The following is a 14,964-nucleotide window of genomic DNA, read 5'->3' on the forward strand; positions in this document are numbered from 1 at the left end:
TTAAAATAGGGGTTTTGAAGCATATTTAAAAGTAATACTTTTGCAAATAATGCTGAAGGTGATCAAAAATCTTTTAGAGATTTTAGGTTTTCGGTGGGCATCCAACCTGTCTGCCCATCGGCTATCTTGATTTTACTCCATCCATCATATTGGTCAAGTACATTGACTTTGGTGCCTTCATGCAAGATGAAGACCGCTTGGCTTCGATTGTTGGGTTCAGCTGTTATCTTGACCTCTTCAGAAAAGATAATCGCAGGTTTATCGTTCTTGTACTCTTGATGTCTCAGATAAGAAAAGATCAGTGCCCAGAATGCCAAAAACATTGAAACCATGCTTGAGATGAAAGCAATGCGTTTTTTTAATGCTGAACGCATGAAATAATAAAACAGATAGGCCAAGACGAATATCATTGCAGATATGACCGCCATGGCGGCCCACTGGTCAAAAGAAAAAAGGCCTATAACACCTTCATAGATTTTTGCCATGGCCGTTTTGGGCATTTTTTCTATGGCATCAAGCCTCATGTTCTGGGCATAGACCAAATTGTTCTTGATTTCACCATCGCTGGGGTTTAGCAATAGGGCTTTTTCATAATAATAAATACTAGGTCCTATTTCGTTCAACTTGTAATGGGCGTTGCCCAAATTGAAATATAGTTCTGAAGAATGCAGCCCATCTGCTATTATTTCTTCATATAATTCAATAGCTTTTTGGTATTCGCCCGAATTGTAGGCATCATTGGCCTGGGAGAACAATTGATCGCTTTGGGCATTTGCCCACACGCTGGCAAACAATACAACACTAGCCAAATATTTCTTCATATTCACAGTTGTTTGTCCATTTTCGAAATGACTTCACTTGCCTTGTCGTAATCTTGCTGCATCTGCACTTCTGAAAAGGGACTGTACCTAGCCATCTCGCAGTTTTTTAGCAATGCGATGAAACCATTGACAGTATCTTCATCAACATCTTTATCATTCAACAGAACCATTATCTTCTCTTTGCTGAACTCACTGGTGACGATTTTCAGTTTGGCTTTCAGGTAGTTGTGAAGTGCTTTTTCCAATGCGATATAAAAATGATCTTCGTTGCCCAATTCTTTTTTGGCCGTTGATAGGTATTTTTTGGCCAATCTATCTGCTCGCTTCAATCTGTTTCCTTCCACATCACTTGCGATGGCCTTTCTTCTTTTGAACACCAAAATTGCTACGGGAATAAGCAACAATGGCGAAATCAATAGCAGATAGAAGCGTGTTGAACCAAAGAAAAAGTCAGTATCGATCTTAGTGAGGTTTGGGTTCACTTTTATGAAATGGAACTGCTTGCCCGTGGGCACGACAAATTTGGTGCCTCCATTATTAGAAGCTATCGAGGTGGTAGCATCGGTCGGGCCTTGAAGTACATCCAAGGTGATTTCTTCCGATTCAAGTGTATGGTATTTTCCTGTCTTCGGATTGAAATAACTGAAAGAAATGCTCGGAATAGGGTATTTTCCTTTATAGGAAGGAACGATGGTGTAATTGTTGGACACTTTTCCCTCCATGCCGGAAGAAGTGGTTCGAACTTTTTCCTCAAATTCAGGTTCATATACTTCCAGTGCGCTCGGAAGCTCGGGCTCTGGCAATTGAAACAACTTTAAATTTCCATTGCCACTTACCTCAATTTTGGCCTGCAACGACTCAGAGGCATTCAATGAAGACTTACTTGTGCTCACAGAAAAGTCAAACTGGCCGACCGCTCCTCCAAAATTTGCGGGTTTGCCCGTTTCAGGCAGCCTTCTGACGTTGAGCAGCCTTTTGCCTGCAGAGACTGTCTTGCTGGCCTGCTTATAGATTCTGCCTCCAAAAAAATCACGCCTGTTGGTGGGAACATCCACATAAATTTCAAGTGATAACGGCTCGATTTCCAATTTTCCGGTTTTCTGCGGATAAAGTACCATCCGCTTTAAGACAACACTCCGATAGGGCTTGCCCCTGAAAGTGGTATTGACCGTATTATACTTGGTCACAGGGATATCTTGACTCCAGAAATTATTGTACTTGGGGTTGTCAATATGCCGATAATTGGTTACGCTGATATTCGGACTGATATATAGTTTGTACACCACACTCACGGCCTCGTTCAGGTAGGGGGAAGATTTTGAGACCTCGGCCACTAAGTGAAGGCTTTCATCGGCCACATCATCTACTGTCTTGGGGGCATTGGGGTTGTCTACCGCCGAGGTCACTTCGACCGCTTTCGGAACGGTCTTGTATGTTTCACCACTGATTTCGATGGTGGCCTGCTCGATGGTGAACCTACCCTGTTTCGTTGGGGTCAGAATATAGGAGTACGATTTTGAAAAACTGCGTTTGCCGTTTATCCATGAAGAACTTATGGATTGCGATGGCCCCATGACTACTTTGAACCCCTCAAAATCTGGCGGAACAAAATTATCGCCATCTTTGTTCATCTTGAACTCGACCCGCAACCGTTCATTGACCCCTAATTTTTCTTTGCTCAAGTTGACATTGAAAGTAACTTCATCGTCTTGTGCCAAAGCTAGGGGCGCAACAAGAAACGCGCAAAGAAAAATCAACGAATATTGTAGAAAACGCCGCTGCATCACCAGTCTTTTTCATTTTTGATTTTGGCTCCCTTTACTTTTTTCGCCTCCAATTTTTCTTGAACCTTTTTCTCTTCGTTCTGCATGGCCTCTAAAAGGTTCTGTATCTGTTGTTTTGACAGTTGGTTCGGTCTAGGTTTCTTTTGTTCGTCAGGTTGGTCGCCTTTGTTGGGTTTTTGTTGCTGTTCTTTTTTCTGCTCTCCTTCCCCTTCTTTATTTTCTTCGGGCTTTTCATTGCCTTTGTCTCCTTCGTCCCCCTCATCTTTGTTTTGGTCTTCGTTCTGCTCTCCCTCGTCTTTCTTGTCGTTTTCGCCCTGGTTGTTCTGATCTTGGTTCTGCTGTTGTTGGTCTTGTTGGTCTTCGTTTTGTTCGTCGTCTTTGTTTTGGTCGTTTTTTTGTTCGTCTTGCTGTTTTTTCAACATTTCCTTGGCCAAGGCCAGGTTATACCGTGTCTCCTCATCATTCGGGTCATTGCGGAGGGCTTCTTTATAGGCTTCTACCGCCTTTTGATATTCTTTGTTCTTCATGTACACATTGCCCATGTTGTGATAGGCTTTGTGTTTTTCTGGTTTGGCCGTGGCTTTTTCACCAGCTTGTTTGAAGCGCCCAAAGGCTTCGCCAAAGCTCTCCCGGTTATAATAGGCCCTTCCTAAATTATAAGGGGCGGCAATATTTTCAGGATTTTTTGAAATGGCCTTACGGTAATCTACCTCGGCACCCACAAAATCGTTGGCCCGAAGCTCTTTATTTGCCTCATGGGTAAGGTTTTGTGCTGTTCTGATAGATTTTTCATCGATACCATTATCGCCAGCTTCTTCTTGTGTACGGCCAATCTGCCCGAACGCCAAGAAAACCAGTAAAAAGATCAAACCACTCCTATCCATGGTACTCTTCATTGAATAGATTCAATTTTTTTAACCACTGTGTTTTTCTGTCCAAAATGAAAACATCTAAAAATAGAAATAAAAGGCCAATGCCCAAGAACCATTGAAACTGGTCTTTGTATTCTGCAAACTGTTTGGCTTCGAACTCTTTCTTGTCCATTTTGTTCAGTTCTTCCTTGATAAAATCCACTGCATCATCGGTATTGGTGCCATCGATATATTCACCGTTGCCCTCATAGGCGATCTCTGCGAGCACAGACTCGTTCAATTTGGTGATGACCACTTCGCCCTCGGCATCTTTTTTAAGGCTTTCGACCACTCCGCTTCGCTTGATGGGAATGGGTGCGCCCTTGGTCTTGCCCACACCGATCGTGAACACACGAATACCATTTTCAACTGCATTTTCAACTGCCTTCAGGGTCGATCCCTCAGAATGGTCTTCACCATCGGAAATCACGAAAAGCACCCTGTTGGTCTGTTCGGCATCGTCGTAATAGGTGCTGGCCAAATCTATGGCCGCATTGATGGCCGTACCCTGTGATGACAGCATATTGGTGTTCATGCCCTGCAAAAACATTTTTGCGGCACCATAATCAGTAGTAATCGGCAGCTGTGGATATGCTTGCCCCGCATAGGCGATGATGCCTATTCGATCGCTGGCCAACTGGTTGATGATCTCTGAGACCAGTCGTTTTGACTTTTCTAAACGATTGGGGGCAATATCTTCTGCCAACATACTTTTTGAAACATCGACTGCGAAGACGATATCGACCCCTTCTCTTTTCACCGTTTCAAGTTTGGTGCCGATTTTTGGATTGACCAACCCGATAATCAAGAAGAAAAGGCCGGCCAACAAGAAGATCATTTTTAAGGAAGACTTCAAAATTGACCTGTTGGGGGCCAACCGTCTCAAAAGTTTTTTATCGGCGAACTGCTTTTGCACCTTGACTTTCCATAGTTGCAGCAATAGAAAGACCAAGACCATTATGGGCAAAATGGCCAGCAGATAAAAATGAATTTTTTCGTCAAGCTGTATCATTAGATAGAACTTCTAAAAAAAGTACTTCGAAGTACCCATTCCATTAACAGTAAAGCCCCGGCCAAAAAAACCAATGGCCTGAACTTTTCTTCGTATTTATAATATTTGAACTCTTCTATTTCGGTTTTTTCCAACTTGTTTATCTCTTCGTAGATTTCTTCAAGTTTCTCGTTGTCGGTCGCCCTGAAATAGGTGCCTCCGGTCAATTGGGCAATATCTTTCAAAAGCTCTTCGTCAATCTCTACTTGACGCATGCCATAGCGAAATGTACCGTCACGATTGTAGGCAATCGGTGTCAGTGCATTGCCATTGGTGCCTAGGCCGATGGTGTACGTCTTGATATTGTATTCAACAGCGAGGTCGGCAGCCGTTTGTGGCTCGATGAAGCCCGAGTTATTGACTCCGTCGGTCAATAAGATGATAACCTTGCTAATGGCCTTGCTTTCTTTCAATCTGTTGACCGAGGTCGCCAGCCCCATACCGATGGCGGTACCATCTTCCAGTTCGCCGTAAGAAATGTCACGAAGGGCATTCAGTACAATCGATTTGTCGCTGGTGATCGGGGTCTTTGTATAGCTTTCTCCGGCATAGGCCACTAAGCCAATTCGGTCGTTTGGTCTCTTTTTGATGAAATCGGCGGCCACTTCTTTCAAGGCGACCAAGCGGTTTGGTTTGAGGTCTCTTGCCAACATACTTGATGAGACATCGATGGCCATGACGATGTCGATTCCCTTGGTGGTTTTGGTACGTGTAGAGATATCTTCTGTTTGAGGCCTTGCCAAGGCAGTGATGACCAACGCCAATGCCAGCACTCTTAGCACAAAGAGCAAAGGTTTCAATTTCGGGAGCAATGAAGTATGTGAGAACCCTTTGAGACTTGACATTTTTAAGGAGGGTATTTCTCTCTTCCTTTTAAAAAAAGACCAAAGTATGGCCACTGGCAACAGTAACAGTAACCAAAAAAACTCAGGATTCGCGAATTCAATATGCTGCCACATCACACTTGGGCTTTAACATCGACCGAAGCCAATATACGTTCAACAATCTTTTCTGCATATTCATCACCGTCGAGCCAGTTCAACAAGACATGTTGTTGAAAGCCTTTTCCACCAAAACTCAAGATCACATATTTGCCACGTACCAGTTCATCAGAGTCAGGTACTTTGAATTGGCCGCTACCATAAACCTTCAATCCTTGTATCCCGGCTTTTGTCACAAACTCTTCTTGTTTGGTAATAATGTTTCTGGCCCCGTCTTCTTCGTATTTTTTCAAAATTTGCTCGAGGGTCTTTTCAAAATCGGGCTCGACCGCCTCTGTAAACGAGGTCGCTGTCGCCGCTACCGTGAAGAGGCTCTCTTGGCTGTTGTAGACAAAGGTCTGGGTGCCATCGATCTTTTCTTTTGCTTCTGTCGGGATCTCTACTTTTTGTCTGATGAGTACTTGGGGCGTTTCCAATTCTACAGGAGGGAATCCATATGAGCTGCTTACCCACTCACTTTCCAACAATTCTTTTGTAGGATGCCCCAAAACGGTGTCTTTTACTTCCTTGAAACCAAAATAGGCAATGGAGGCCGCGCCGCTCAAAAGCAAAACTCCCACAAAAATGGCGGCGGCCCAATAGATTCTTTTTTGGCGTTTTTTTCGGGCAAGCTCTTTGAGATATTCTTCATTCTGAAGTAGTTCTTCCTCTGTGGGCTCTGGTAAGGCCTCTTTGGTCTTGACCACGATCAATTCGACGGCTTTTCTATCTTGTTCTGCAATGGAAGTCTGTGGTCTTGACCTTGCAAATTTCACCAAGTCGGCAGTTTCGAGTACTTTCTTGAACTGTTCGATCGTAGCTTCTTCAAGATTGAGCTCTCCAGCATCTTTGAGCATTTCCAATTTATCGATGAGTTGGTTGGTGGTGCTCTCTAGGGCAGAAACATGTACTTCTTCCTCTAGGTACGATCTTACGATATTGGTCAGTTCAGAATAATACTTTTTGTATTCGTCTTGTATAAGGTATCTCGAATTTTCTAAGCGTTTCAATTCGAGCAATGCTCTGTCATATGCAGGTAAAAGGGCCTCTTTTTCTTCTTCGGTCAAGGGCTTTTTTCGAAGGAAAAACCAATAGATGGGGCCACCGATCAGAAGCAACGCCAAAAGAACCCCCAAAATGATCTTTATAATTCGGGCATAATTTTTTTTGACCTCTATCAAGGGCTTGATGTCGTACATTTTCTGAGTTAAGGTATCGACAGGTACCGTGGCGACCGCGATTTGAAAAGAATCGGTCAAAAAAGGCTGTTCGTTTATGCCGATTCGCTGTGGTGGTATGGTGTACGAACCACTGTCGAACTGCGTCAACGCATAGATGCGCTGAAGCGTCATTCGCTCTTTGTTTCTTGTGGTGTCGATGGTCAGGGCCTCGACCATTTCAAGGGGCGAAAAGGTTTGGTCTTCAGGAAAATGAACAAGGTCTGTCGAATCGGTCTCCACGGTTATCTTGTACCGAATTTGTTCTCCGATTTTGATGGAAGTGGTATCGACTTCGGCCTTGACCTTTGATTGTGCAAAAGAAAAATGGGCATGACAAAATAGCAACACTACGGCCAAGGCTTGGGCCAAGGGCGTTGTAAACATTGTATTTTGTCTGTCACACTTCATTTTATCCTCTCTTTTTGAAATAGCCCAGCAATTTTCTAACATAGCTTTCATCTACCCGGCAATGAATGATACCGCTGCCAGATTTGGTGAAAGAATCCACAAAATAATCGACCTTTTCATGATGAAACTTGGTGTAATCTTCACGAACCCTCTTTGATTGGGTATTGATCAGGCGCACATCGCCCGTTTCGGCGTCCAACAGTTGTACCAGACCCAGGTTCGGAATCGCTTTTTCCCTTTGGTCATAGACCCTGATACCCGTTACATCATGTTTGTTGCCCACAATTCGAAGCGTATTGTCATAGTCATCTGAAATGAAATCAGAAAGCACGAATACAATGGCTTTTTTCTTCATCACGTTGGTCAAAAACTTGAGTGCCTCGCCAATGTTGGTTCTAGAAGTATTGGGCTTGAATTCTAACAGTTCCCTGATAATTCGCAATACATGGCTTTTTCCCTTTTTTGGGGGAATGAAAAGCTCGACTTCTTCAGCAAACAAGATCAAGCCCACCTTGTCATTGTTTTGCATGGCCGAAAAGGCCAAGGTGGCCGATATTTCGGTAATCACCCCTTTTTTGAACTGATTGTGCGTGCCAAAAAATTCTGAACCGCTGATATCGACCAAAAGCATCATGGTCAATTCACGCTCTTCTTCGAACACTTTGACGAAAGGTTCGTTGTATCGGGCGGTGACATTCCAATCAATGCTTCGCACATCATCGCCAAATTGATATTGGCGTACCTCACTGAAGGTCATACCGCGACCTTTGAAAGTCGAATGGTACTCACCCCCAAAGATATGGTCAGACAACCGACGTGTCTTGATTTCTATCTTCCGTACTTTTTTGAGCAGTTCTTTGGTGTCCATTGAGGTTCAAGATTAATGCGTACTGGTTCAGTTCTAGGTTGGAACATTGAACACGAAACGATGAAACCCTAAGGTACCTCAACCTCGTTCACGATTCTATTGATGATTTCCTCTGAAGTGACATTCTCTGCTTCGGCTTCATAAGTGATGCCGATTCGATGGCGCAGCACATCATGCACGACCGCCCTTACATCTTCTGGAACCACATACCCTCTTTGTTTGATAAAGGCATAACATTTAGAGGCTATGGCCAAGTTGATGCTACCTCTGGGTGAGGCACCAAAGTTGATGAGGGGCTTAAGATTTTCCAATCCGAATTTTTCAGGATATCGTGTCGCGAACACCAGGTCAAGAATGTATTTCTCGATCTTTTCGTCCATATACACCTGTTGCGCCGCTTTTTGGGCGTCAAGAATCTGCTTAAGCGTAATCACAGGCTTAACTTCGTTCAGGGTACCGTTGAGGTTCTGGCGTATAATCAATTGTTCTTCGGTGAATTTCGGATAGTCGACAACCGTCTTGAGCATAAAACGGTCAACCTGAGCTTCTGGTAATGGGTAAGTACCCTCTTGCTCGACTGGGTTTTGTGTGGCCATAACCAAAAAGGGGGCATCGAGCTTAAAAGTTTCATCACCAATGGTCACCTGTTTTTCTTGCATGGCTTCCAAAAGTGCCGACTGCACTTTGGCGGGAGCCCGGTTGATCTCATCGGCCAAAACAAAATTGGCGAAAATGGGTCCCTTTTTGATTGAAAAATCGTTTTCCTTTATATTATAGATCAACGTACCGATTACGTCAGCAGGCAAGAGGTCGGGAGTAAACTGTATTCTACTGAAATCTCCTTTGACCGCTTTCGCCAATGTATTGATGGCCAAGGTCTTGGCCAACCCTGGGACGCCCTCCAAAAGAATGTGCCCCTGTCCTAAAAGACCTATTAGCAGGCGCTCAACCATCACTTTTTGTCCTACAATGACCTTGTTTATTTCCTGGGTGAGCAGGTTAATAAAAGCACTTTCCTTAGCAATTTTCTCGTTCACAGCGCTAATGTCAATAGTAGTATTTTCTTCCATAAAGATTATTTCGTAACGTTAATCAAATGAGCATTTTAAATAGACCGCAAAATGAAGATTTATTTAAAATTGAGCTGTTAATTAATGGTTAAAAATATCACGGAACCCCAAGTTTTATGAAGTATTTAAGGGATTAATTTTATATTTTCAAAAGTACCTAAAAACCATTTATGTATTCTAGAATTATTGCAGGAACAATGACATGGGGAAGTTGGGGCAAACAACTTTCCAAAAAAGAAATGATCGCCATGATGAACCATTGTATTGAGAACGGTATCTCAACCTTTGATCATGCCGATATCTATGGCAATTATGAAAACGAGAGCGAGTTTGGCAATGCATTTGCCGAGAGCGGTATTGATCGTGAGACCCTACAGCTGATCAGCAAATGTGGTATTCAAATGACCACGGGGCGTGATAACAAGGTAAAACACTATCAATATGACAAAGCCTATATCATATGGTCAGTCGAGCAATCGCTTCAAAAGCTTCGGACTGATTATCTTGATCTGCTGTTGCTGCACCGACCCAGTCCATTGATTCAACCAGATGAGGTGGCGCAAGCAGTTCAAACCTTATTAAGAGATGGGAAAATCAAGCAATTCGGGGTATCTAACTTTACCCCATCACAGATTGCATTGATCGAGACCAGTGTGCCGGTGACCGCTAACCAAGTAGAATTTTCACTGACCCATGTTGATTGTATGTACGATGGAACGTTTGACGATTGCCTCATCGAAAAAAGAATGGCCATGGCATGGAGCCCTTTGGGAAGCTATTTTAGGGAAAATGATGAAAAAAAGTCAAGACTGGCCAAGATTTTGCCCAAGCTAGAAGAAAAATACGGGGCCACCACCGATCAGTTGCTACTGGCCTGGTTGCTAAAACATCCCGCAAAGGTGCATCCAGTGGTGGGGACTACCAATAGAGAACGACTTTTAAAGGCCAACAAGGCCATAGCACTGAATTTAGAGCTCGAAGATTGGTTCATATTGCTCGAAGCCAGTCAGGGTTATCGCGTACCATAAAATCGTTGGCATGAAGAAGACAGTATTGATAACCGGAGCGACCAGCGGTATTGGCAAAGCCACGGCAGAACTATTGGCCGAAAAGGGATTCACATTAATCTTATGTGGAAGACGGCAAGAACGATTGAATGCACTTCGATCAAAACTTGCAAAAATGGCCAAAGCGACCACTTTGAATTTTGACGTTCGAGATAGGGAAGCGGTGTTCAAAGCCATTGGCTCTTTGCCAAAAGAATTTTCAACCATTGATGTACTCATCAACAATGCGGGCAATGCACATGGACTTGATGTGATCGACGAGGGAAATCTAGATGATTGGGACGCCATGCTCGATATCAATGTGAAGGGATTGCTCTATGTATCGAAAGCCATTTTGCCCCAGATGGTCGAACGAAAAACAGGCCATATCATCAATATTGGGTCTACGGCCGGGAAGGAAGTATATCCCAAAGGCAATGTGTATTGTGCCAGCAAGCATGCCGTAGATGCGATCAATCAGGGTATGCGCATCGATTTGAACGAACATGGCATCAGGGTCGGTGCCATCAATCCCGGTCTGGTTGAAACAGAGTTCAGTGAAGTGCGCTTCAAGGGCGATATCGAAAAAGCTGGAAAAGTATACCAGGGCTATCAACCTTTAAAACCAGAAGATGTTGCAGAGATTATCCTATTCGCGATTACCCGCCCGCCTCATGTGAACATTGCCGATTTGGTTGTGATGCCAACCGATCAGGCGAGTTCTACCATAATCAACAAAAAGGCATGATCAATAAACGACTTCTCGTTAAAAACCTACTGGCCCATAATGATGAGAACAGTTTTTATGATAAGAAGCGCTTTATCTCCATTGGTGAAAAAGAAGGAAAGGCCAAATTTCTGAAACACGTTTGTGCGTTGGCGAACAGCAACCCGAAGAACAACTCATATATTGTGGTGGGGGTTGAAGATGAGAACAATAAGATAATAGGGGTCGATTTCTTTGATGATAGCAAAATACAGAATCTCGTCAATGCATATTTAGACAACCCACCCATTATCAACTATGAGAATATACACTTTCCAAAACTGCCCGAAGGAAAAGTGGTGGGGCTCGTGACCATTAGGTCGAACGGCAAAATATGCTCCCTTAGAAAAAACATTTGGAAATATTACGGAGGCGCTGTTTTTTTTAGGGAGGGAAGTATCAGTATGCCGAAAGTCTTTGATATTGAACTGAAAGATATCAATGCCAAAATTGTTGGGAGGCTTGAGCAGCATGCCCGAAACAACATTGAACTTACGCTTGACGGCGTCATCGATTTTATCAACAACCGACATGCCAATTTGACCAGCCACTACAAGGTCTTCAAAGAACAGTTTGTGGTTTGTTGGGCCGGACATCAAAAAAAGGTCAAGAACCAAGAGTATTATTCAAGGGTCGATATCGAGCTGATCAACGAGCAGGTAAAATTGTTTTATTCTGCACTTGATGAAATCACAATCGATTACAATGATGATTCTTTCGCAATTCTAGAGTTTGTTCAACTGGGGCTGGGCAAATTGCAAAAGTACTATCCGTTGGAAGAGGTCATTATCACATTTTCAGAAAACGGCACCTATCAGTTGAACAGCCAGCTGGTGTTTGATCCTCCCCAATACGAAAAAAAGACACTACACCATATTTTCAATGCCAATCAAGCAGTTTTGGAAAAGCTGAGAAACAATATCGTATTGAACCAAGCTGAAAAAAGAGATTTGGAGCACCTACCCGATACGTTTCTAATATGCTATCTCAATGGGTTTGAAGATTCTAAAGACCATATGGAAAATGCACGGTCGCTATTGAAAAACGTTGACAAAAAGATTTATCAATCCCTCAAGGAAGCACTCCGAATCATCAGAAAGGTCAATTATAACTAGATCACCTATCTTCAAACACGCCCTACAACTTTTTAAGCCACAGCATTTGATAGGGCTTTAGTTCAATAAAACCACTGTTGACCTCAGATTTTTTGGCGGTGATGAGGTCATGAAACGCAGAATTGTTGAGATAACCCAGTTTGGCCACCCAACTCCCGTTGATTACCTGTGATGCTTCGTCAAAGTTACAAAGGACCAAAACCCCCTGTTTATCGACACCGGTTCTTTCAAAGACCAGCACATGCTCGTTGCCGGTATGATGCAATTCTAGGTTATTGCCATCGGCCAGTTCTTTTGTTTTCTTTCTAATGGAGATAAGTTTTTTGAGGGTGTGGTAAACCTTTGATTGTGGCAGTTTTTTGTTGTGCAGGTGTTCAACCGTTTTCCAGTTGTGTTTTGACCTGTTTATCCAACGGTTGTCATCTTTTTTGTTCTTATCCTTTAGAAAGGAATAATCATTTAAAGCGGCAATCTCATCTCCGGCATAGATAATGGGCATTCCACCAAAGGAAAGAATGATTCCGTGCAACATGATTATTTTGTTGACACTGGCTTCAATTAGTTGTGCATCATTTTGCTCTAAGGCTTTTTCAAGTCCCAATAGTGATGCCGCACTTCCAGAGATTCGCCCATCTCCCGTTTTTGGATTGTACATAAAAAGAACTCCTTTGGCTGGCGACCAATCAAGGTTTTGACAATAATAATCGAGTAAAAATTTGCGGTGTCCCTGAGGGTTCCATCCCGACTCGGCAATAAAACGGTCATCTAACCCCAACCCGATATCATCATGACAGCGAATGTAGTTGACCCATGTACAGTATTCGGGTTTTTGAGGAAGATTGGCCATGCTTTTATAGAGCAATCCTGTTTTTTTGGTAGCAATCGAATTCCATAGCAAAGCCATCAAAGAGGCATTATAGGCCACTTCACATTCGTTGCCCTCAGTCGGCCCTTGGCCCAAGTACTTGATGATTTCATGGGGTGCGACAATGGCCTCGGCCAAAAAAAGAGTGCCCGGGGCGACCACTTGCAAGCACATTTTAAAAAGTGAGATAAGGTTGTGGGCTTCGTGCAGGTTTTGGGAAACGGTACCTAGTTTTTTCCAAAGAAAAGCAAGAGCATCAAAGCGTACGATATCGACCCCGAGATTTACCATTTTGCAGAGGTTCTCGAGCATCTCAAGAAATACTTCAGGGTTGGAGTAATTAAGGTCCCATTGATACTCGTTGAAAACGGTCATCACCCATTTCTCCATTTCAGGATCATAGGTGAAATTGCCGGGTGCTTTCTCTGGAAAGACCTCGGGAAGGCTTTTTTCAAATTCATCGGGTATGGCCCGGTCGTCGTAGATGTAGTAATATTTTTGGTATTTTTTGTTGCCCTGTTTAGCTTTTTTCGCCCAAGGAAACTCATCAGAGGTATGGTTTACCACAAAATCGAGCATCAAGTACATTTTTTCATCCCGCAGCTTTTCAGATAATTTCAAGAGGTCTTTTTTTGTGCCGTATCTCTTATCGATTTCATGGTAACTGTTCACGGCATATCCACCATCGTTTTCACCGCTCGGCCGGGTCATTATGGGCATAAGGTGCAAAAAGTTGATGCCCAAGTCGTTGAAATAGGGAATTTTTTCCAGTATTCCCCTTAGGTCTTTGTTGAAGAGGTCGACATACAATTGCATGCCCGCCATTTGCTCAGATTGGTACCAATCGCCCGATTCAATACGTTCAACATCTTGGGTGCGCAATGTTTCGGGTCGCTGGTTGAAAAGCTTTGGGAGTAGGGCAAGTAGCCTTTCAAAATGCTTTCTATGTATTTTCTTGTCATAAACTGAAAAGAAAAGGTCTTTTATCAAAGTGAGGTTGGTCGCAAAACGTTTTTCAAAAAGCAGTTCAGGATTTTTTTCTTTCAACGATGAGGAAATCAATCGATGCAGTGCGGCTTGGTTCATATCAATCGGTCAGCTGGGATTTTGTCGGTAGTGATACAATGGCTCCAAAAGCAGTTGTGGTAATGGCCCCGGCCTTGTTGGCCATTTCGACCATATTGCGCAATAGTTCAAAATCGTCTTGAACGACTTCAAAATTTGATAGCTCGGCGATTTGATAAAGGAGGCAACCGATGAAGGCATCACCTGCTCCTGTGGTGTCTACTGGCTTTACTTTTATACTGGGCACTATTTCCTTGCGATTGAATGCGCTTAGCAATGTGCCTTCTTTGCCTAGGGTCACGGTTATTATCTTGGCACCTTCTTCATGAAGTGTGTCACAGGCCTCATCAACATCATTTTTTCCTGAAAGCAGTTGGGCCTCTTCCAAACTGAATTTGCACAAATGTGATTTTTGAACAAAGGGCAAACACTTTTTGATAAAAGTCTTCTCGTTGTCTTTCCAAAGGTCAGACCTGAAATTGGGATCAAAACTGATAAACGAGTTTTTGGTCAACGCATCAAAAAGGTAATGGCTATACGCTTTTTCAAGCGGACCACCTAGAAGGGCAGTTGCCGCACCCAAATGAACCATATTGCCCTCAAACTCTTTTTTGAGGGTCTTGTCGTATTTCAACTCTCTATCGGCACCACGACTAAAAACAAAATCACGTTCGCCGTCTTCGGCTAAAGAAACAAAGGCCAAAGTAGTAAACACATGGCTGCGTTGGGCAAATGAAATTTCTACATTTTCGTTTTTGAGCACATGTAACAAAAAATCACCAAAGGGATCTTTTCCCGTGCACCCCACAAAGGCACTCTTGCCACCTAATTTGGCAATGGCACAAGCGACATTGGCCGGGGCACCGCCCGCTTTTTTAGTAAATTCGACTGCCTTTGAAAGGTCGTTTCCCTGATTTTCGGCAACAAAGTCGATTAAAAGTTCGCCAATACAAAAAACCTTTGCCATGTGGTTGTTTTAGTAATTGGCAAGATA

Annotated in this window: 13 protein-coding genes; 3 read left to right on the forward strand and 10 right to left on the reverse strand. The window is 43.3% G+C overall.

Features of this window, described 5'->3' with window-relative positions:
- Nucleotides 1-62 precede the first annotated feature (62 nt).
- From L0P89_RS08505 to L0P89_RS08540, 8 genes are all read right to left on the reverse strand, one after another.
- Entirely contained in the window at nucleotides 63-821 is a 759-nt protein-coding gene (locus L0P89_RS08505) for an SH3 domain-containing protein (RefSeq protein ID WP_235264674.1), read from the reverse strand.
- 2 nt (nucleotides 822-823) lie between these two features.
- Complete coding sequence (locus L0P89_RS08510) at nucleotides 824-2,605, reverse strand: BatD family protein (RefSeq protein WP_235264675.1); 1,782 nt, start codon at nucleotides 2,603-2,605, stop codon at nucleotides 824-826.
- Nucleotides 2,605-3,501 (reverse strand): tetratricopeptide repeat protein, encoded by an 897-nt coding sequence (locus tag L0P89_RS08515; protein WP_235264676.1) that lies wholly within the window; start codon nucleotides 3,499-3,501, stop codon nucleotides 2,605-2,607. Before L0P89_RS08515 ends, L0P89_RS08510 begins: the two co-directional genes overlap by 1 nt.
- Complete coding sequence (locus tag L0P89_RS08520; RefSeq protein WP_235264677.1) at nucleotides 3,482-4,528, reverse strand: VWA domain-containing protein; 1,047 nt, start codon at nucleotides 4,526-4,528, stop codon at nucleotides 3,482-3,484. Before L0P89_RS08520 ends, L0P89_RS08515 begins: the two co-directional genes overlap by 20 nt.
- On the reverse strand, nucleotides 4,528-5,526 hold the full coding sequence (locus L0P89_RS08525) for a vWA domain-containing protein (protein WP_235264678.1): 999 nt from the start codon (nucleotides 5,524-5,526) through the stop codon (nucleotides 4,528-4,530). Before L0P89_RS08525 ends, L0P89_RS08520 begins: the two co-directional genes overlap by 1 nt.
- Nucleotides 5,526-7,175: a BatD family protein gene (locus L0P89_RS08530; RefSeq protein ID WP_235264679.1), complete on the reverse strand. Its 1,650-nt coding sequence runs from the start codon at nucleotides 7,173-7,175 to the stop codon at nucleotides 5,526-5,528. Before L0P89_RS08530 ends, L0P89_RS08525 begins: the two co-directional genes overlap by 1 nt.
- Nucleotide 7,176: 1 nt before the next feature.
- Nucleotides 7,177-8,043: a DUF58 domain-containing protein gene (locus tag L0P89_RS08535; RefSeq protein WP_235264680.1), complete on the reverse strand. Its 867-nt coding sequence runs from the start codon at nucleotides 8,041-8,043 to the stop codon at nucleotides 7,177-7,179.
- 68 nt (nucleotides 8,044-8,111) lie between these two features.
- On the reverse strand, nucleotides 8,112-9,113 hold the full coding sequence (locus tag L0P89_RS08540) for an AAA family ATPase (protein ID WP_235264681.1): 1,002 nt from the start codon (nucleotides 9,111-9,113) through the stop codon (nucleotides 8,112-8,114).
- 170 nt (nucleotides 9,114-9,283) lie between these two features.
- Here L0P89_RS08540 and L0P89_RS08545 point away from each other — a divergent pair, with 170 nt between their 5' ends.
- From L0P89_RS08545 to L0P89_RS08555, 3 genes are read left to right on the forward strand one after another with little or no spacing between them, the layout of a single operon-like run.
- Nucleotides 9,284-10,141 carry an aldo/keto reductase family oxidoreductase gene (locus L0P89_RS08545; protein ID WP_235264682.1) on the forward strand — a complete coding sequence of 286 codons (858 nt, stop codon included), beginning with the start codon at nucleotides 9,284-9,286 and terminating at the stop codon, nucleotides 10,139-10,141.
- A gap of 10 nt (nucleotides 10,142-10,151) precedes the next feature.
- The gene (locus L0P89_RS08550) at nucleotides 10,152-10,907 is read left to right on the forward strand and encodes an SDR family NAD(P)-dependent oxidoreductase (RefSeq protein ID WP_235264683.1); all 756 of its coding nucleotides are present in this window, start codon (nucleotides 10,152-10,154) and stop codon (nucleotides 10,905-10,907) included.
- The gene (locus L0P89_RS08555) at nucleotides 10,904-12,040 is read left to right on the forward strand and encodes an ATP-binding protein (RefSeq protein ID WP_235264684.1); all 1,137 of its coding nucleotides are present in this window, start codon (nucleotides 10,904-10,906) and stop codon (nucleotides 12,038-12,040) included. The genes L0P89_RS08550 and L0P89_RS08555 overlap by 4 nt, the downstream gene beginning before the upstream one ends.
- Nucleotides 12,041-12,062: 22 nt before the next feature.
- On the opposite strand, the gene L0P89_RS08560 is transcribed toward L0P89_RS08555, so the two are convergent.
- Both L0P89_RS08560 and L0P89_RS08565 read right to left on the reverse strand, forming a co-directional pair.
- Entirely contained in the window at nucleotides 12,063-13,991 is a 1,929-nt protein-coding gene (locus L0P89_RS08560; protein WP_235264685.1) for an amylosucrase, read from the reverse strand.
- Between the two features lies 1 nt (nucleotide 13,992).
- Entirely contained in the window at nucleotides 13,993-14,937 is a 945-nt protein-coding gene (locus tag L0P89_RS08565; protein ID WP_235264686.1) for a carbohydrate kinase family protein, read from the reverse strand.
- Between the last annotated feature and the right edge of the window lie 27 nt (nucleotides 14,938-14,964).

Origin of the sequence: Muricauda sp. SCSIO 65647 (assembly GCF_021534965.1) — a bacterium.
Lineage (GTDB): Bacteria > Bacteroidota > Bacteroidia > Flavobacteriales > Flavobacteriaceae > Flagellimonas_A.